The sequence below is a fragment of the Streptomyces sp. NPDC048637 genome (assembly GCF_040650675.1).
Classification (GTDB): domain Bacteria; phylum Actinomycetota; class Actinomycetes; order Streptomycetales; family Streptomycetaceae; genus Streptomyces.
Genome location: NZ_JBEZHQ010000006.1, coordinates 1 through 18,187, shown reverse-complemented (window position 1 = coordinate 18,187; position 18,187 = coordinate 1). Strand labels below are relative to the sequence as shown.

Below are 18,187 nucleotides of genomic sequence, written 5' to 3'. Positions count from 1 at the left end.
TGGCACGCTCTACGGCTCCGTCAGCACGGCCACGCCCCGCGCCTTCAGCGTGATCCGGTCGACGGCCCCGGCCCCGGCCCCAGCCCCGGCCCCGATCCCGTCCGTCCCGTCAGCCCCGTCAGCCCCGTCCGCCCCGTCCGCCCCGCGCACCGCGAGCGCATCCCGCATCGGCGTCGGCAGTCCGACCTCGACGGCCTCCGGCCCGTGGTTGAGCAGGAAGACATAGCGTCCGCCGGTGCCCTCACGGACGGTGGCCTGGACGCCCGAGGGCAGTCCCGGGAGTACGGGCCCCACGCCGGCCGCCGCGCGGACATCGTCCAGCAGCGCCCGCATCAGCGCCGGGTCGAGCCGGGTGCCGGCGTACCAGACCGTGCCCCGCCCGTAGGAGTGCCGCGTCACCGCGGGGCCGCCGGCGAGTTCCCCGTCCGTGAAGTGGGCGAGCGCCTCGGCCCCTTCGAGGTCGAGGGCCTCCGACCACAGGTCCGCCCGCCCCGTGTAGGCGCCGTCGACGGTCACCGAGCGGTCCGCGGCCAGCGGCCAGAACTCCGCCACCCGCAGCCCCAGCAGCGCCCGCAGCGGCGCCGGACAGCCGCCGGGGTGCACCCGGTCGTGCTCGTCGACGATCCCGGAGAAGAACGACACCAGCAGCTGCCCGCCGTCGCGTACATAGGCGGCCAGCCGCTCGGCATCCGGCGCGGTGAGCAGATACAGGTTGGGCGCCACGACCAGCCGGTAGCCGGACAGGTCGCGCCGCGGCGGCACCACATCGCAGGCCACGCCCGCCTCGAACAGCGGCCGGTAGTGATCCAGCGCGATACGGGAGTGGTCCAGTGCGGTCGACGGTTTGGAGTCCAGCTCCAGCGCCCACCAGCTGTGCCAGTCCGCCAGCAGCGCCACCCCGGCCCGCGACCGGGTTCCCTCGATGCCCGGCAGTGACGCCAACTCCCGCCCCAGCTCCGACACTTCGCGGAAGATGCGGGTGTCGGTGCCGCCGTGCGGCAGCATCGCCGAGTGGAACTTCTCCGCGCCGCCCAGCGACTGCCGCCACTGGAAGTACAGCACCGCGTCCGCGCCCTGGGCGACGGCCTGCCAGCTCCACAGCCGCATCGCACCGGGCGGCTTGGGGCCGTTGCGGGGCCGCCAGTTGACCGCGCCCGGCGCCTGTTCCAGCAGCATCCAGGGCTGCCCGGAACGCGCCGAGCGCATCAGATCGAAGACATAGCCGGCCCGGATGTGGTCGTCGGGCACATGGGGATCCTGGTAGAAGTCCAGCGCCATCGCGTCCATGTGGGCCGACCAGGCGAAGGCGTCGACCGGCTTGTGCTGCGGCATCAGATTGGTGGTGGCCGGAATGCCTGGGGTGACGCGTTCCAGCACCGCCTTTTCGGCCAGATAGCAGGCGCGCAGCGCCTCGTCACCGAAGCGCAGATAGTCCAGCTGCTGCGCGGGGTTGGGGAAGGTGGGGGCGGTGCGGGGCGGCAGCACCTCGTCGAAGTCGCCGTACGCCTGCGACCAGAAGGCCGTCGACCAGGCCGCGTTGAGCGCGTCGATGCTCCCGTACCGCTCGCGCAGCCAGCGCCGGAAGTCGTCGGCCGACACGTCGCAGTAGCAGTGGCGGGTGTGGCAGCCGTATTCGTTGCCGATGTGCCACATGGTGAGCGCGGGGTGGCCGGCGTAGCGGGTGGCGAGCTGTTCGACGAGGCGTACGGCGTGGGTGCGGTAGATGGGGCTGGAGGGGCAGTAGTGCTGCCGGCCGCCGGGCCAGCGCCGCCGGCCGTCGGCGTCCTCGGGCAGGATCTCGGGGTGGGCGTGGGAGAGCCACGGTGGCGGTGAGGCGGTCATGGTCGCCAGACAGACGGTGATTCCGGCGCCCGCCAGCCCGTCCATGACGCGGTCGAACCAGCCGAAGTCCCAGGTCCCGGGCCGGGGTTCGACCTTGGCCCAGGAGAAGATCCCGGCAGTGACCATGGTGACATGGGCCGCCTTCATCAGCTTCAGATCCTCGGCCCACACCTCCTCGGGCCACTGCTCGGGGTTGTAGTCGCCGCCGAAACGGATGGCCATGGATCCCCCTACGGATCGAAGCTCGGGCAGGGCGCCGCGGCCCCGCCGTCAGCAGGACCGGCTCACGATGAGTTCTTGTACACGCTCCAGCCGCCGTCGACGACGAGGCTCGCACCGGTGACGAAGGACGCCTCGGGGGAGAGCAGAAAGGCGATGGCCGCGGCGACCTCCTCGGGCCGCCCCAGCCGTCGCGCCGCCGTCTCCGCGGCGCTGGCCTGCCGTTCCTCCTCGCCGATACCGTCCCAGGCCGCCGTCAGCACGGGGCCCGGCAGCACGCTGTTGACCCGCACCTCCGGTCCGTACTCGACGGCCAGTTGACGGCCCAGACCGGTCAGTCCGGCCTTCGCCGCGGCGTAGGCCGGCCGCCCCGGCAGCCCGACCAGGGCATGCACGGACGAGGTCAGCACCACCGCGCCGCCGCGCGCCCGCAGATCCGCCACGGCGGCGCGTACGCCCAGGAAGGAACCGGTGAGATTGACCGCGAGCTGCCGGTCCCAGTCCGCCAGCGGGGTGTGGTCGGCGGCCGCCACACACGACACGAAGGCGTTGCTGACCAGCCCGTCCACCGGGCCGTAGCGCTGCCGCGCCGCCTCGACGGCCCGCCGCCAGTCGTCCTCGCCCGCCACATCGCAGTGCTCGTACGAGGCCCGGCCGCCGGCCGCCCGGATGCGCCGCGCGGTGTGTTCGCCGCGCGCGTCGTCGATGTCCAGCAGCAGCACCCCGGCGCCCTCGGCCGCCAGCCGGTCGGCGGTGGCCGCCCCGATCCCGGCGGCGGCCCCGGTCACCAGGACCGTACGGCCCTCGAACCGCTTGCCGTACGGGCCGTTCGCCGGATGCGGTGCGCGCTGCTGGCTCATGGCGCGATCCAAGCCCACGTGGTGAGCGGCGGGCAAGGGGACATGGACGGAGCAGGGCGCGCGCGCATTCATGGGGCGCGCGCCGTCTTGTTTCGCGTCACCAAATGCGGTGCGCCAACCAGTCGCACGCCGGTGCAGAAACTCCGCTGCGACGCGCCTGGGGCAGGCTCTTCCCCTGGGTGGCTACCCGGGAGTGTTGTCGAACGGCCCGGTCAACTGCCGCAGCAGTCCCGCCAGTTCACCGCGCTGCTGGCGGGAGAGCTCGGCCAGAATGGCGCGCTCCTGGAACAGCAGTCCGGCCAGCGACCGGTCGGCCTTGTCGCGGCCCTCCGCGGTCAGTCTGACCAGCACTCCGCGCCGGTCGCTGGGGTCGGGCAGCCGCTCGACGAGGTTCTTCTTGGCCAGCCGGTCGATGCGGTTGGTCATCGTCCCCGAGGTGACCAGTGTCTGCGTCAGCAGCGCCCCGGGGGAGAGCTGGTACGGCGCCCCGGCGCGCCGCAGCGCGGTGAGCACATCGAACTCCCACGGCTCCAGGCCCACCTCGGAAAAGGCGATACGGCGGGCCCGGTCGAGGTGTCTGGCCAGCCTGGAGACGCGGCTGAGGACCTCAAGCGGCTCCACGTCGAGGTCCGGGCGCTCGCGGCGCCATGCTGCGACCAGTCGGTCGACCTCGTCCTCCATGACGATCAGTGTAGAGGGTCTGTCGACATGAAGTCTCTTGACGTCAAGATATATTTCGCTGGACTATGGGCATCGTCGCCGGGGGCTCGGTTTCCAGCCGAGACGGCCCGAACCAGACCGTGCCAGCCTTGTGTCAGCCCTGCATCGGCAAAGGGGTTTCGAACATGCACGACGCACCAACCTGGGATCCGCAGCAATACCTCCGCCACTCCGGGCACCGTACCCGTCCGTTCCACGACCTGCTCAACCGGATACCCGACCTGCCCCGGCAGGACCGCACCGCCCGCATCGCCGACCTCGGCTGCGGCCCCGGCAACGTCACTGCCCAGCTCACCACCCGCTGGCCCGACGCGCACATCACCGGATTCGACAACTCCCCGGACATGCTCAAAGAGGCCGAGACCCACGCCGGCCCCACCCCGGGCGGCGGCCACCTCGACTTCGCCCCCGCCGACGCCGCCGACTGGTCGCCCGAGGAGACCTACGACCTGATCGTCTCCAACGCGGCCCTGCAGTGGGTCCCCAACCACCCGGACTCCTTCGCCCGCTGGATCGAGGCCCTCGCCCCCGGCGGCACCTTCGCCTTCCAGGTCCCCGGCAACTTCACCTCACCCAGCCACGCCCTCCTCGGCGAACTGTGCGACGCCCCCCAGTGGCGCGAGCGGCTCACCACCCACGGCCGCCGCTTCATCCATATCCTCGAACCGGCCGAATACCTGGAGCGCCTCATCGACCTCGGCTGCGCCGCCGACGTCTGGGAAACCACCTACGTCCAGCTCCTGGAGGGCGACGACCCGGTCCTCGACTGGGTCAAGGGCACCGCCCTGCGCCCGGTCCTCACCGCCCTGGAGCACGACCCGGCCGCCCGCGAAGCCTTCCTCGCCGAATACCGCGACGCCCTCCGCAAGGCCTACCCCACCGGCCGCCACGGCACGGTCTTCCCGTTCCGCCGCATCTTCGCCGTCGCCCAGAAACCGACGGCCGGCTGACGTGTCCTGCCCCCGCCGGCTGCCACCCCCGCAGCCGTGCCCCGACTCTCCCCCTCCGAGGTGACCCGCGCCGTGATCACCGGCCTCGCCCGCTTCCAGCCCGCCGTTCGTGGCGACTGCCGGTCCGAGGCCGGCACGGGGCAGCTCCGGCTGGGCACTGCAGGGGGCTTCCGGCCGTTGAGCAGGGTTAAAGAAATGGAAAACTCGGCATGGGGTGTGCCGGAAATGTCACCAACCGCTTCGGACGTCCGCATGATGTCGGCATGGCGACGCTCCACGAAGGGAGAGTGGCGCTCGGGCTCGGCGCCCCGACCGGCGCCCGGCCCCGGCGTTACGCGCCGTACAGCGCGGCCTGCGCATAGATGAGGTTCGCAGCCAGAAGTCCGGTATCTGCGCGGTAGCGGCCGGACTTGAAGTCGAGGGCGGGCTTCCGCGGCCCGTCGCCGGCTCGTGTGCGCCAGTGGGCGCGGCGGGGCTTGCCCCAAAGCCACCAGCTCGGATGCGTATCGCCGTTGAGGAGATCCAACAACGCAAGAATGGCCCAGAAGGGCGAGAATGCCCAATATGCGATCCAGCCACGGATATTCCCCTTATAGGCGACCGCGCTGCGTTGCTTCACTGTGTCCTCGATGCGCCACGCCTGGCGGATTCCCAGGGGGGAACGCTCGTGGATGATCCGGCCGATGAGCCGGCCGGATCCGTCATGCACCGCGTGTACGGTCTGCGGGTCGGAAGCGCCGGCCTGAGGAATCACCGTGCACAGGGTGCGGGCGGGCAGAGTCGCCGTCGTAAGGGTGAAGGCCGGCTCGTAGTCGTCGCTTCCGTCGAGGCGATGCACCCGGGCCAGCGGTGATTCCGCGGCGATCCGCCCATTTCCCGTTTGCAGAGCCCCCCACGCCTCATGCTCGGGCAGTGCGGTGAATTGCTGCGCAAACTCTTCCCGGGAAAGGCAGAACGTTATCTCGGTCATTCGGCTGGTTGCTCCTGCTCCGGCTCGCTCGTGCGGCAAAGACCTCACCCGCGCGTACCGGATGACCGTTTCGTGGCTCCTGGTAAGGCGGGGTACGTGACGACGGCCGACCAGTGTGTCAGAAGATGATCACCAGGTGGGGAGCCATGGAGACGCCACGGCAGACACCCGGCACCCGACCCGCCCCCGACCCCCGTCACCCTCACGCCCTCAGTTCTTCCGATGCCCTATCAACCGCGGCTTCGCCTCCAGGTTGCCCAGGCCGTGCCAGGCGAGATTGACCAGATGCGCCGCCACCTCGGCCTTCTTCGGCTTACGGGTGTCGACCCACCACTGGCCGGTCAGGGCGACCATGCCGACCAGGGCCTGCGCATAGAGCGGGGCGAGTTTCGGGTCGAAGCCGCGGGCCTTGAATTCCAGGCCCAGGATGTCCTCGACCTGGGTGGCGATATCGCTGATGAGAGAGGCGAAGGTGCCCGTCGACTGGGCCACAGGGGAATCGCGGACCAGGATGCGGAAACCGTCGGTGAAGGTCTCGATGTAGTCGAGTAGGGCGAAAGCGGCCTGTTCGAGGAGCTCGCGGGGATGGCCGGCGGTCAGTGCGCCCGTCACCATGTCCAGCAGCTGCCGCATCTCGCGGTCCACGACCACCGCGTACAGGCCCTCCTTGCCGCCGAAGTGCTCGTAGACCACCGGCTTGGACACCCCGGCCTTCGCCGCGATCTCCTCCACCGACGTGCCCTCGTAGCCCCGCTCGGCAAAGAGCGTGCGACCGATGTCCAGCAGCTGCTCCCGGCGCTCCGCACCGGTCATCCGGACCCTGCGGGCCCGCCGCGTGCCCGCGGGCGGGGAAGACTTGCCTTTGTTGCTGCGCGTGCTGCTGTCGTCGATCGCCACCTGTCAATCATGCCTTCCCGGCTACCGCTGGGCGGCACCCCCGGCGGCCTTCTCCGCGCGTCGGGCATCGAGACGGGACGCGTCCGGCCACCGGACGTCATACGCCCAGCCCGCCTTCTCGAACCAGCGGATCAAGCGGGCGCTGGAGTCCAGCTGCCCCTTCAGCACCCCGTGCCGGGCAGAGGTCGGGTCCGCGTGGTGCAGGTTGTGCCAGGACTCACCGCACGAGAGGACGGCCAGCCACCACACGTTCCCCGAACGGTCACGGGACTTGAAGGGGCGCTTGCCGACCGCGTGGCAGATGGAGTTGATCGACCACGTCACGTGATGCAGCAGCGCGACGCGGACGAGGGAACCCCAGAAGAAGGCGCTCAGCGCGCCCTGCCAGGACCAGGTCACCAGGCCGCCCACCAGCGGCGGGATCAGCAGCGACACCGTCGTCCACACCACGAACTGGCGGGAGATCGTACGGATCGCACTGTCCTTGATCAGGTCCGGTGCGTACTTCTGCTGCGGCGTCTGCTCCTCGTCGAACATCCAGCCGATGTGCGCCCACCACAGGCCCTTCATCAGGGCGGGCACCGTCTCGCCGAAGCGCCACGGCGAGTGCGGGTCGCCCTCGGCGTCGGAGAACTTGTGGTGCTTGCGGTGGTCCGCCACCCAGCGCACCAGCGGCCCCTCCACGGCCAGCGACCCCATGATCGCAAGCGCGATCCGCAGCGGACGCTTCGCCTTGAACGAACCATGCGTGAAGTAACGGTGGAAGCCGATCGTGATGCCATGGCAGCCGATGTAGTACATCGCCACCATCAGCCCCAGATCGAGCCAGCTCACCCCCCAGCCCCAGGCCAGTGGCACCGCCGCCACCAGTGCCACGAACGGGACGGTGATGAACAGCAGGAGCGTGATCTGTTCGAGCGACCTGCGCTGCTCACCGCCCAGCGTCGCGGACGGGGCCGGCGCACCGGCGGCCGGACCGACGGCGGAATCGGCAGGAATCGGTGGGTCTTCTACGGCTTCAGGACCAGCGGTCATGGTGTCCCTCGTCGGGGGCTCGGGGGCACGGCTACGGCTACGGGACCGTAACCTACGGTCTCGTAAGTATGGCAGTGCCGCAGCCGCGGGCAAGGCCGTGACAGGCGCCACACCCCCCTCCCTGTGACGCAGTGCCCACCCAGCGGACGGTGTGATCTGCGGATGCTGGGCAGACCTATCCTGGGGACGTCGGACAGCGCGGTCCGCAACCCGCCCGCATCAGACCTGCCCACCCCGTCGCCCGTCCCGACCCCTCCCACGGGTCGCGGTGCGACGTCCCTGATCGCTGCAAGGAGCCGCACCAGTGAGCAGTGCCGACAACACTCCGGCCGAGATCGTGTCCATCGAAGGCCCCGAAGCCGGCCCGAGCGACAACGTCGCCCTGCGTGCCGACATCCGCCGCCTCGGTGATCTCCTCGGTGAGACCCTCGTCCGGCAAGAGGGGCAGGAACTGCTCGACCTGGTCGAGCGGGTACGCGCCCTGACCCGCTCCGACGGCGAAGCCGCGGCCCAGCTCCTCGGCGACACCGACCTGGCCACCGCCGCCAAGCTGGTGCGCGCCTTCTCGACGTACTTCCACCTCGCGAACGTCACCGAGCAGGTCCACCGCGGCCGCGAGCTCGGCGCCCGGCGCGCCGCCGAGGGCAGCATCCTCGCCCGCACCGCCGACATGCTCAAGGACGCCGACCCCGAGCACCTCCGCGAGACCGCCCGCAACCTCGGCGTACGCCCCGTCTTCACGGCGCACCCCACCGAGGCCGCCCGGCGCTCCGTCCTCACCAAGCTCCGCAAGGTCGCCGAGCTGCTGGACAGCCCCGACGGCGAGCGCCGCCGCGCCGACCTGCGCCTGGCCGAGAACATCGACCTCATCTGGCAGACGGACGAGCTGCGCGTCGCCCGCCCCGAGCCCACCGACGAGGCCCGCAACGCCATCTACTACCTCGACGAGCTGGGCCGGGGCGCCGTCGGCGACGTCCTCGAAGACCTCGCCGCCGAGCTGGAGCGCGCCGGCACCGAGCTGCCCGCCGGCACCCGCCCGCTCACCTTCGGCACCTGGATCGGCGGCGACCGCGACGGCAACCCCAACGTCACCCCCCAGGTCACCTGGGACGTCCTCCTCCTCCAGCACGAGCACGGCATCACCGACGCCCTGGAGCACGTCGACGAGCTGCGCGGCGCCCTGTCCAACTCCATCCGCAACTGCGGCGCCACCGACGAGCTGCTGGCCTCCCTCCAGCGCGACCTCGACCTCCTCCCCGAGATCAGCCCCCGCTACAAGCGGCTGAACAGCGAGGAGCCCTACCGCCTCAAGGCGACCTGCATCCGGCAGAAGCTCGTCAACACCCGCGAACGCCTCGCCGGCGACACCCCCCACGTCCCCGGCCGTGACTACCTCGGCACCGTGGAACTCCTCGACGACCTCGCGCTGATCCAGACCTCGCTGCGCGAACACCGCGGCGGCCTGGTCGCCGACGGCCGCCTGGAGCGCACCCTGCGCACCATCGCCGCCTTCGGCCTGCAGCTCGCCACCATGGACATCCGCGAGCACGCCGACGCCCACCACCACGCCCTCGGCCAGCTCTTCGACCGCCTCGGCGAAGAATCCTGGCGCTACGTGGACATGCCGCGCGACTACCGCCGCAAGCTCCTCGCCAAGGAACTGCGCTCCCGCCGCCCGCTGGCCCCCACCCCGGCACCGCTCGACGAGGCCGGCGCCAAGACCCTCGGCGTCTTCCGCACCATCCTCAAGGCCAAGGACACCTTCGGCCCCGAGGTCGTCGAGTCCTACATCATCTCGATGTGCCAGGGCTCCGACGACGTCTTCGCCGCCACCGTCCTCGCCCGCGAAGCCGGCCTGATCGATCTGCACGCCGGCTGGGCCAAGATCGGTATCGTCCCGCTGCTGGAGACCACCGACGAGCTGAAGATCGCCGACCAGCTGCTCGACGAGATGCTCGCCGACCCCTCCTACCGGCGCCTGGTCGCCCTGCGCGGCGACGTCCAGGAGGTCATGCTCGGCTACTCCGACTCCTCCAAGTTCGGCGGCATCACCACCTCCCAGTGGGAGATCCACCGCGCCCAGCGCCTGCTGCGCGACGTCGCCCACCGGCACGGCGTACGGCTGCGCCTCTTCCACGGCCGCGGCGGCACCGTCGGCCGAGGCGGCGGCCCCTCCCACGACGCGATCCTCGCCCAGCCCTACGGGACCCTCGAAGGCGAGATCAAGGTCACCGAACAGGGCGAGGTCATCTCCGACAAGTACCTGGTGCCGTCCCTGGCGCGGGAAAACCTGGAACTGACGGTCGCCGCCACCCTCCAGGCCTCCGCCCTGCACACCGAGCCCCGGCAGTCCGACGAAGCCCTGTCCCGCTGGGACGCCGCCATGGAAACCGTCTCCGAGGCGGCCCACGGCTCCTACCGGAGCCTGGTCGAGGACCCCGACCTGCCCGCGTACTTCTTCGCCTCCACCCCCGTCGACCAGCTCGCCGAACTCCACCTCGGCTCGCGCCCGTCGCGCCGCCCCGACTCCGGCGCCGGCCTCGACGGACTGCGCGCCATCCCGTGGGTCTTCGGCTGGACCCAGTCCCGCCAGATCGTCCCCGGCTGGTACGGCGTCGGCACCGGCCTCAAGGCCGCCCGCGAAGCCGGACTCGACAGCGTCCTGGACGAGATGCACGAGTACTGGCACTTCTTCCGCAACTTCCTGTCCAACGTCACCATGACGCTGGCCAAGACCGACCTGCGGATCGCCCAGCACTACGTCGACACCCTCGTGCCCGACAAGCTCAAGCACGTCTTCGACGTCATCAAGGCCGAGCACGAGCTGACCGTCGCCGAGGTCCTGCGGATCACCGGGGAGAAGGAACTCCTCGACTCCAACGACGTCCTCAAGCAGACGTTCCACATCCGCGACGCCTACCTCGACCCGATCTCCTACCTCCAGGTCTCGCTGCTGGACCGCCAGCGCAGCGCCGCCGAACGCGGTGCGGAGCCCGACCCGGTCCTCGCCCGTGCGCTGCTGCTCACCGTCAACGGCGTCGCCGCCGGACTGCGCAACACCGGCTGACCGACCCGGCACCACACCACGGCGGCGGCCCGCCCTCCCACCAAGGAGGACGGGCCGCCGCCGCATCAGCCCTACAGAACAGCCCAACAGTTCAGCGCTTCAGAACAGCCCTACAGATCAGCGCTTCAGAACAGCCCTACAGCGCCGTGAATGCCGCCCCCAGCAACACCGCGCCCAACAACCCCATCACCCACGCCGTACGCCGCAGCCGCATGCCCCCGGCCACCACCAGCGCCGCCAGCAACAACGACCCCGCGAACGGCACCCACGCGTGCAGAATCCCGGCCGCCCCGGTCCGCACCGCATGCGTCGTCCCCGGCTTGACCGTCACCTCGACCCGCGCACCCTTGTCCGGCGCCGCCGCCTGCGCGATCGACACCTTCGCCAGCCGCCGGCCCGCACCCGCCGACGGAACATACGGGCCCGTGCACCGCTCACCCGCACACGCCGACACCGTCATCATTCCGCGCTCCCGCCCCTTGACGAGCATCGCGTACTGCGCCGTGTGCCACGACGTCCACACCCCCGCCACCAGCAGGAGCAACGCCAGCAGACCCATCAACCCGGTCCTGGCGACAAGGAGCGCCCCATAGGCGCTCTCACCGACCCGCCGGGTACGACTACGTCTGACCGAACGGGTGCGCGTACTGCTTCTGGGCATGGCGGCGATCCTTGGCCATCCCCCCTCACCCGTCAACCTCGGACAACGGTTCGTCAGAGCCTGACCCGAGCTGTCCCATTCAGGAGTTGTACGTGGTCTGCGCCCGTTCCAGCCCATCGACAATCAGCGTCTCCACCGCATCCGCCGCACGATCCACGAAATAGTCCAGCTCGCGCCGCTCCGCCGCGGAAAAGTCCTTCAACACGAAATCCGCTACCTGCATACGACCCGGCGGACGCCCGATCCCGAACCGCACCCGGTGATACTCCGCCCCCAGCGACTTCGTGATCGACTTCAGACCGTTGTGACCGTTGTCGCCGCCGCCCAACTTCAGCCGCAGCGCACCGTAATCAATATCCAGCTCATCGTGAATCGCCACGATGTTGCCCACCGGCACCTTGTAGAAATCCCGCAACGCCGTCGTCGGCCCACCCGACAGATTCATGAACGACAACGGCTTCGCCACCACCACACGACGACTCGACGGACCCGGCGCACCGCAACGCCCCTCCACCACCTGTGCCCGCGCCTTGTGCGCCTTGAAACGGCCCCCCATCCGCTCCGCCAGCAAATCCGCCACCATGAATCCCACATTGTGGCGATTACGCGCATACTCCGGGCCCGGATTACCCAGCCCCATCACCAGCCACGGATCAGCGTCCGCCATCTCAGTCACTCCCACATCCGCCGGCCACACCCGCCGGCCCCGACCGCAACTGCCCATGAAACAGCCCAACCGCCACCCCGCGCCCAAAGGCGCGCGGCAGCGGCTGGACAAAGCGCTGAGAGCCCGCCTCAGCACAAACGACTCAGGCCTCGGCGCCCTCAGCGCCCTCGCCCTCGGCGGCCTCCTCGGCCGGCGCCTCCGCCTGCGCCGCGACGACCTGCAGCACCACGGCGTCGTCCTCAACGGCCAGCGACACACCGGCCGGCAGCGCGATGTCCTTGGCGTGCACCGAGTGACCGGCGTCCAGACCCGCGATGGAGACGGTGACCGACTCCGGGATGTGGGTGGCCTCGGCCTCGACCGGCAGGGTGTTCAGCGCGTACTCAAGCAGGTTGCCGCCCGGGGCCAGCTCGCCCTCGGTGTGGATCGGCAGCTCGACGTTGACCTTCTCGCCCTTCTTCACGGCCAGGAAGTCCGCGTGCACCAGGAAGCCACGGATCGCCTCGCGCTGCACCGCCTTGGGGATGACCAGCTCGCTCTTGCCGTCGAACTCCAGACGCAGCAGCGCGTTCGGCGTCTTCAGGGCCATCATCAGCGCGTGGTTGTTGATCGCCACGTGCTGCGGCTCCGCACCGTGACCGTAAATCACCGCGGGAACCAGGTCGGCGCGGCGCGCACGACGGGCGGCACCCTTACCGAAGTCGGTACGAACCTGGGCGGTGAGCTTGACCTCGGCCATGACTGCACTCCTCGTATCTCAGAAAACATCTGGTGGGCGTCACCCGGCCCACGACAGACCTGCTACGAAGAGCGCGTCGATAACGGACAACCGCCCAAAAAGGCGGCCTCCCTCGCCGAGCAACTCCACGAGTCTACCCGGCCGGAAGGCCGCCCCAAAGTCGATCAGCGCCGGACTACGTCACAGACCGGCCCGCCGCCTTCAGCTCACTGCTCCTCGAAGAGGCTCGTCACCGAGCCGTCCTCGAACACCTCACGCAGCGCACGCGCAATCGTCGGCGCCATCGACAGCACCGTGATCTTGTCCAGCTCCAGCTCCGAAGGCGTCGGCAGCGTATTCGTGAACACGAACTCGCTCACCTTCGAATTCTTCAGCCGGTCCGCCGCCGGACCCGACAGCACACCGTGCGTCGCCGTCACGATCACATCCGACGCACCATTCGCGAACAGCGCATCCGCCGCCGCACAAATCGTGCCACCCGTGTCGATCATGTCGTCGACCAGGACACACACCCGGTCCTTCACATCGCCGACGACCTCGTGCACCGTGACCTGGTTCGCCACGTCCTTGTCACGCCGCTTGTGCACAATCGCCAGCGGCGCACCCAGACGGTCACACCAACGGTCCGCCACCCGCACCCGGCCCGCGTCCGGCGAAACCACCGTCAGCTTCTCCCGGTCCACCTTCGCGCCCACATAGTCCGCAAGAACCGGCAGCGCAAAAAGATGATCCACCGGGCCGTCGAAGAAGCCCATGATCTGGTCGGTGTGCAGATCAACCGTCACCACACGGTCCGCACCCGCCGTCTTCATCAAATCCGCGATCAGCCGCGCCGAAATCGGCTCACGGCCACGGTGCTTCTTGTCCTGACGCGCATAGCCGTAGAACGGCACCACGACCGTGATGCTCCGGGCCGACGCCCGCTTCAGCGCATCGATCATGATGAGCTGCTCCATGATCCACTTATTGATCGGAGCCGTGTGGCTCTGAATCAAAAAGCAATCCGCGCCACGCGCCGACTCCTGATAGCGGACATAGATCTCACCGTTGGCGAAGTCGAAAGCCTTCGTCGGGACCAGGCCCACACCCAGCTGATGCGCGACCTCCTCCGCCAGCTCGGGGTGGGCGCGGCCGGAGAAGAGCATCAGCTTCTTCTCGCCGGTCGTCTTGATCCCGGTCACAGCAAATCTCCTCGAATCACAGTTTGCGTGCGTTCATCACGGTACGCCCCGCACGGCGCACCCCTTGCACGATCACCGCTCGCCCTCGGACTCCTGGCGAGCAGCCGAAGCCGCCTGCGCGGCGGCGCTTCCAGGCCGCTTACGCGCGACCCAACCCTCGATATTCCGCTGCTGGCCACGCGCGACCGCCAGCGAACCCGGGGGCACATCCTTGGTGATGACCGAGCCGGCCGCCGTATAAGCGCCGTCCCCGACCGTGACCGGAGCCACAAACATGTTGTCCGACCCCGTCTTGCAATGCGACCCGACCGTCGTGTGGTGCTTTGCCTCACCGTCGTAGTTCACAAAGACACTCGCCGCACCGATATTGGTGAACTCACCAATCGTCGCATCCCCCACATACGACAGATGCGGCACCTTCGTGCCCTCACCGATCGACGCGTTCTTCATCTCCACGTACGTACCGGCCTTCGACTTCGGACCAAGATCGGTCCCCGGACGCAGATACGCGTAAGGCCCGACATTCGCCCCCTCGCCAATTCGCGCACCCTCGGCCACCGTGAACGACACCACCGCATCCGCACCCACCGAGGTGTCCGACAACCGCGAATGCGGACCCACCTCGGCACCCGTCGCGATATGCGTGGTACCGAGAAGCTCCGTACCCGGGTGAACCGTCGCATCCGGCTCGAACGTCACCGACACATCCACCCACGTCGACGCCGGATCCACCACCGTCACACCGGCCAGCATCGCCCGCTCCAGCAGCCGGTCGTTCAGCAGCCGCCGCGCCTGCGCCAGCTGCACCCGGTTGTTGATCCCCAGAATCTCCCGGTGATCACCGGCCACCGCCGCACCGACCCGGTGCCCGGCCTCCCGCACGATCCCCAGCACATCGGTCAGGTACTCCTCGCCCTGACTGTTGTCCGTACGCACCTTGCCGAGCGCATCGACCAGCAGCCGCCCGTCAAAAGCGAACACCCCGGAATTGATCTCCCGGATCGCCCGCTGCGCCCCACTCGCGTCCTTGTGCTCGACGATCGCGGTCACCGCGCCCGAGCTCTCGTCGCGCACGATGCGGCCATAGCCCGTCGCATCCGGGACCTCGGCCGACAGCACCGTGACGGCATTGCCGTCCGCGGCGTGCGTGTCGCCCAGCAGCCGGAGCGTCTCACCGGTCAGCAGCGGAGTGTCACCACAGACGACGATCACTGTGCCGTCGACGGCCACACCGCTCTGGCTCAGCTCCTCCAGGGCCGTGCGGACCGCATGACCGGTGCCGTTCTGCTCGTGCTGCACCGCGGTGCGCACGGCGGGATCGACCTCGGAGAGGTGCGCCTGCACCTGCTCACGGGCGTGGCCGACGACCACGACGAGATGCTCGGGGTCCAGCTCACGGGAGGCGGCGACGACATGGCCGACGAGGGAGCGGCCGCAGAGAGTGTGCAGGACCTTTGGGGTGGCCGACTTCATGCGGGTGCCCTCACCCGCTGCGAGAACGACGACGGCTGCCGGGCGGTTGGCGCTCACGGGGATGCCCTTCGGCTTCTTGGCTACTTCGGGTGGTGGTCATCCGAAGGATACCGGTGCGTATTGCAGCCGAAACGCGGGCGGGTCCTGACTTGGTGGTCAGGACCCGGATTTTTCGCTTGCTCCCCCGAGAGGACTCGAACCTCTAATGGTCGGACCAAAACCGACAGTGTTGCCCATTACACCACGGGGGATAGCAGAAGGGGCAAACCGGACAAGCTGTCAGGTCGGCCGCTCGGCACCCAACACTATGCCGTACCACCAGCCTTCGATGCGACGGTATAGCTCCGCGCATTGCAAGACGCGGATCATGAGGCAGCCGTGGTAATCCGCCCCGACGTTTTTGCGGACGGTCTTGGGGTTGTGCTTCTTGAGCGTGGTCTTGCCGAAGGCGGACGGGGCGGCGCCCGTCAGATCGGCCCAGAATTGCTCGGCGGCGCCCACGTCGGCGGACTCGTGGATGTGCACGTGGAAGCGCAGCCGCTCCGCGCTCACGCCCAGCAGGCGGAGCCAGGCGAGGTAGACCCGGATCATGTCGGGGTCGCTGTTGATGAAGATGACCCGTTCGCTGCGGCGGTACGGCTTGCTCTTGCTGCCCTCCGACCAGTAGAGGCCGACGCCGATCAGGAACAGCTCCCGGTCGGTGAGCTCGCCGATCTCACTCGTCGCCGCCTGCTTCGTCCGGCGCCGCACCACGTCCCGCCGCTCCAGCGTCGCCTCCCAGCCGCGTCGGGCGATCGCGGAGGCCTCTTCTCGGGTTCGGGCGGGCGGCTTCGGCAGATCCCGCACCCACAGCGAGATCGAGCTCTTCGAGCAGCCCAGCTCGACCTGGATCTGGTCGTAGGTGAGGCCCTGTTTGCGGAGCTCGCGGGCCTGTGCGCGGAGGTCGTCCTTGGCGTTGGGGCGGCGGGTCCAGTCGGGGGCGGGGACGCCTTCGAGGAGGCGGTTGAGGATGTCGTTGTTGTGGAGGTGGAGGCGGTCGCGGATCTGGCGGCGGCTGAGGCCGGCCCGGCGCAGGGCGACGGCCTGGGGGCGTAAGGACTCGTAGTCGGGGTGCTCCCGATGGGGGTTCGGCATGGGAACAGGGTGCCGCGTGCAGGTGTGCGGAAGTGTCGAAAATGTGACCGATTCAATAGTTCGGGTGATACCCGTCAGTAAGGGCCGGTAATGGGCCTGTCCCGGGGCCGGTAACGGGTCGGGGGGTCGGGGCGGGCGCCCGTAGGCTGGTCGGTATGACCGCGACGGGGGCAAGTGAAGGTGTGGGCGCGCGGGGTGCGCCGGTGGCTGGGCCGTGGTGGTGGGCCCGGCGGCGGAGTGCCGTGCTGGATGTGTTTCTGGCGGCGGCTTCCACGGTGGAGTGCGTGTTCGAGGGCGCACGTTTCGCCGCGGGGGCGCAGCTGCCCGAGCTGCTCGGGGTACTGCTGGGCCTGCTGGCGGGGCCGGTGCTGCTGTTGCGGCGGCGCTGGCCGGTGGTGGTGGTGCTGGTCTCGATAGCGGTGATCCCGGCGGAGATGGGCGGGCTGCTGAGCACGGTGGGGCTGTACACGCTCGCCGCGTCGGATGTGCCGCGCCGTATCACGGGATTGCTGGCGGGGATGACGGTGCTGGGGACGCTGGTGACGACGTTCCTCAGCCTGCGGCAGGAGACGGCGCAGGAGGACTTCCAGCCGCCGATGTGGCTCATCCCGGCGATGTCGCTCGCGCTGGGGCTGGTGCTGACGGCGCCGCCGGTGTTGTGGGGGCTGTACGTGGGGGCCCGTCGGCGGCTCGTGGAGAGTCTGCGGGAGCGGGCGGACGGTCTGGAGCGCGAGCTGTCGTTGCTGGCGGACCGGGCCGAGGAGCGGGCGGAGTGGGCCCGTAATGAGGAGCGGACGCGGATCGCGCGGGAGATGCACGATGTGGTCGCGCACCGGGTGAGTCTGATGGTGGTGCATGCGGCGGCGCTGCAGGCGGTGGCGCTGAAGGACCCGGAGAAGGCGTCGAAGAACGCGGGGCTGGTCGGTGACATGGGGCGGCAGGCGCTGACGGAGCTGCGGGAGATGCTGGGGGTGTTGCGGACGGCCGACGGTACGGCGGTGCGGGGTGCCGCGGCGTCGGGTGCGCCGGAGCGGCTGGCGGCGGTGGCGTCCCGGGCGGGGGCGAAGGCGACGGTGCAGGCGCGGTCCGCGGAGCCGCCCGTGGGCGGGGCTGCCGAGGATTCCGCGGAGGACGCTGGTCCGGCCGGCGGGGCCTCGGTGCCGGCGCCGGTTGCCGGGGATGCGGATGCCGAGGGGCCGTACCTGGCGGAGCTGTCGGATCTGGTGGGCCAGTCCCGGGCGGCCGGGATGGTCGTCGAGCTGACGGTGGACGGGGTGGCCGAGGGGGAGCCGGCTGCTTCTGCCGGGCGGCGGTATGCGCCGAGGGTGGAGCGGACCGTCTACCGCGTGGTGCAGGAGGCGCTCACGAATGTGCACAAGCATGCGCCGGGGGCACGCGCGCGGGTGCGGCTGGCGCACCGGGACGGTGAGGTCGCGGTCCAGGTGGAGAACGGCCCCTGCGAGGGCGGCGCGGCCGACGCGGGCCTGCCGAGCGGTGGCAACGGCCTGGTGGGCATGCGGGAGCGGGTAACGGCGCTCGGCGGTGTGTTCGTGGCGGGTCCGACGGAGTCCGGCGGTTTTCGGGTGTCGGCGGTGTTGCCGGTCGCCCCTCGGTGCTAGCCGTACGTTGTCGGGTGCCCCGCCGTGACCTGTTTTTCCGCCTGTCGGCGGGTGGGGTGTGTTGGGGTGGGGCCCGGGTTTGTGGTGGGTGCCGGTGGCGGGGCCTCCGGGGTGGGTGTTCGGACTGCTTCGCTTTACGTCCGAACACCCACC

Annotated in this window: 15 protein-coding genes and 1 tRNA gene; 3 read left to right on the top strand and 13 right to left on the bottom strand. The window is 69.8% G+C overall.

Annotation, left to right across the window (positions count from 1 at the left end; all coding sequences use genetic code 11):
• Positions 1-9 precede the first annotated feature (9 nt).
• From AB0C46_RS10970 to AB0C46_RS10960, 3 genes are all read right to left on the bottom strand, one after another.
• On the bottom strand, positions 10-2,064 hold the full coding sequence (locus AB0C46_RS10970; RefSeq protein ID WP_362827477.1) for a beta-galactosidase: 2,055 nt from the start codon (positions 2,062-2,064) through the stop codon (positions 10-12).
• Positions 2,065-2,126: 62 nt separating this feature from the next.
• Positions 2,127-2,921: an SDR family NAD(P)-dependent oxidoreductase gene (locus AB0C46_RS10965; protein WP_362827476.1), complete on the bottom strand. Its 795-nt coding sequence runs from the start codon at positions 2,919-2,921 to the stop codon at positions 2,127-2,129.
• 183 nt (positions 2,922-3,104) lie between these two features.
• Complete coding sequence (locus tag AB0C46_RS10960; RefSeq protein WP_362827474.1) at positions 3,105-3,602, bottom strand: MarR family transcriptional regulator; 498 nt, start codon at positions 3,600-3,602, stop codon at positions 3,105-3,107.
• 164 nt (positions 3,603-3,766) lie between these two features.
• On the opposite strand from AB0C46_RS10960, the gene AB0C46_RS10955 reads away from it, so the two are divergent.
• Positions 3,767-4,591, top strand: a complete 825-nt coding sequence (locus AB0C46_RS10955) for a trans-aconitate 2-methyltransferase (protein ID WP_362827473.1) — start codon at positions 3,767-3,769, stop codon at positions 4,589-4,591.
• A 331-nt stretch (positions 4,592-4,922) separates the two neighbouring features.
• Here AB0C46_RS10955 and AB0C46_RS10950 read toward each other — a convergent pair whose 3' ends face one another.
• The 3 genes from AB0C46_RS10950 to AB0C46_RS10940 form a co-directional block, all read right to left on the bottom strand.
• Positions 4,923-5,561, bottom strand: coding sequence for a hypothetical protein (locus AB0C46_RS10950; RefSeq protein ID WP_362827472.1), 639 nt, complete (start codon positions 5,559-5,561; stop codon positions 4,923-4,925).
• A 210-nt stretch (positions 5,562-5,771) separates the two neighbouring features.
• A complete protein-coding gene (locus AB0C46_RS10945) occupies positions 5,772-6,458 on the bottom strand; it encodes a TetR/AcrR family transcriptional regulator (RefSeq protein WP_362827471.1) in 687 nt (228 codons plus the stop codon).
• 21 nt (positions 6,459-6,479) lie between these two features.
• A complete protein-coding gene (locus AB0C46_RS10940) occupies positions 6,480-7,493 on the bottom strand; it encodes a fatty acid desaturase (RefSeq protein WP_362827469.1) in 1,014 nt (337 codons plus the stop codon).
• Between the two features lie 343 nt (positions 7,494-7,836).
• Between AB0C46_RS10940 and ppc the strand changes: the two genes are divergently transcribed.
• On the top strand, positions 7,837-10,560 hold the full coding sequence (gene ppc, locus AB0C46_RS10935; protein WP_362827684.1) for a phosphoenolpyruvate carboxylase: 2,724 nt from the start codon (positions 7,837-7,839) through the stop codon (positions 10,558-10,560).
• A gap of 136 nt (positions 10,561-10,696) precedes the next feature.
• On the opposite strand, the gene AB0C46_RS10930 is transcribed toward ppc, so the two are convergent.
• The 7 genes from AB0C46_RS10930 to AB0C46_RS10900 all read right to left on the bottom strand — a co-directional run bounded on the left by AB0C46_RS10930 (position 10,697) and on the right by AB0C46_RS10900 (position 16,415).
• The gene (locus tag AB0C46_RS10930) at positions 10,697-11,221 is read right to left on the bottom strand and encodes a hypothetical protein (RefSeq protein ID WP_362827468.1); all 525 of its coding nucleotides are present in this window, start codon (positions 11,219-11,221) and stop codon (positions 10,697-10,699) included.
• 79 nt (positions 11,222-11,300) lie between these two features.
• Positions 11,301-11,888 carry an aminoacyl-tRNA hydrolase gene (gene pth / locus AB0C46_RS10925; protein WP_362827467.1) on the bottom strand — a complete coding sequence of 196 codons (588 nt, stop codon included), beginning with the start codon at positions 11,886-11,888 and terminating at the stop codon, positions 11,301-11,303.
• 142 nt (positions 11,889-12,030) lie between these two features.
• The gene (locus AB0C46_RS10920; RefSeq protein ID WP_362827466.1) at positions 12,031-12,627 is read right to left on the bottom strand and encodes a 50S ribosomal protein L25/general stress protein Ctc; all 597 of its coding nucleotides are present in this window, start codon (positions 12,625-12,627) and stop codon (positions 12,031-12,033) included.
• Positions 12,628-12,833: 206 nt separating this feature from the next.
• The gene (locus tag AB0C46_RS10915; RefSeq protein ID WP_018091057.1) at positions 12,834-13,808 is read right to left on the bottom strand and encodes a ribose-phosphate diphosphokinase; all 975 of its coding nucleotides are present in this window, start codon (positions 13,806-13,808) and stop codon (positions 12,834-12,836) included.
• A gap of 72 nt (positions 13,809-13,880) precedes the next feature.
• Positions 13,881-15,338, bottom strand: a complete 1,458-nt coding sequence (gene glmU / locus AB0C46_RS10910) for a bifunctional UDP-N-acetylglucosamine diphosphorylase/glucosamine-1-phosphate N-acetyltransferase GlmU (RefSeq protein WP_362827464.1) — start codon at positions 15,336-15,338, stop codon at positions 13,881-13,883.
• 122 nt (positions 15,339-15,460) lie between these two features.
• Positions 15,461-15,532, bottom strand: a tRNA-Gln gene (locus tag AB0C46_RS10905).
• 28 nt (positions 15,533-15,560) lie between these two features.
• The gene (locus AB0C46_RS10900; protein ID WP_362827463.1) at positions 15,561-16,415 is read right to left on the bottom strand and encodes a hypothetical protein; all 855 of its coding nucleotides are present in this window, start codon (positions 16,413-16,415) and stop codon (positions 15,561-15,563) included.
• A 155-nt stretch (positions 16,416-16,570) separates the two neighbouring features.
• Here AB0C46_RS10900 and AB0C46_RS10895 point away from each other — a divergent pair, with 155 nt between their 5' ends.
• Complete coding sequence (locus tag AB0C46_RS10895) at positions 16,571-18,034, top strand: histidine kinase (protein WP_362827462.1); 1,464 nt, start codon at positions 16,571-16,573, stop codon at positions 18,032-18,034.
• Positions 18,035-18,187 lie beyond the last annotated feature (153 nt).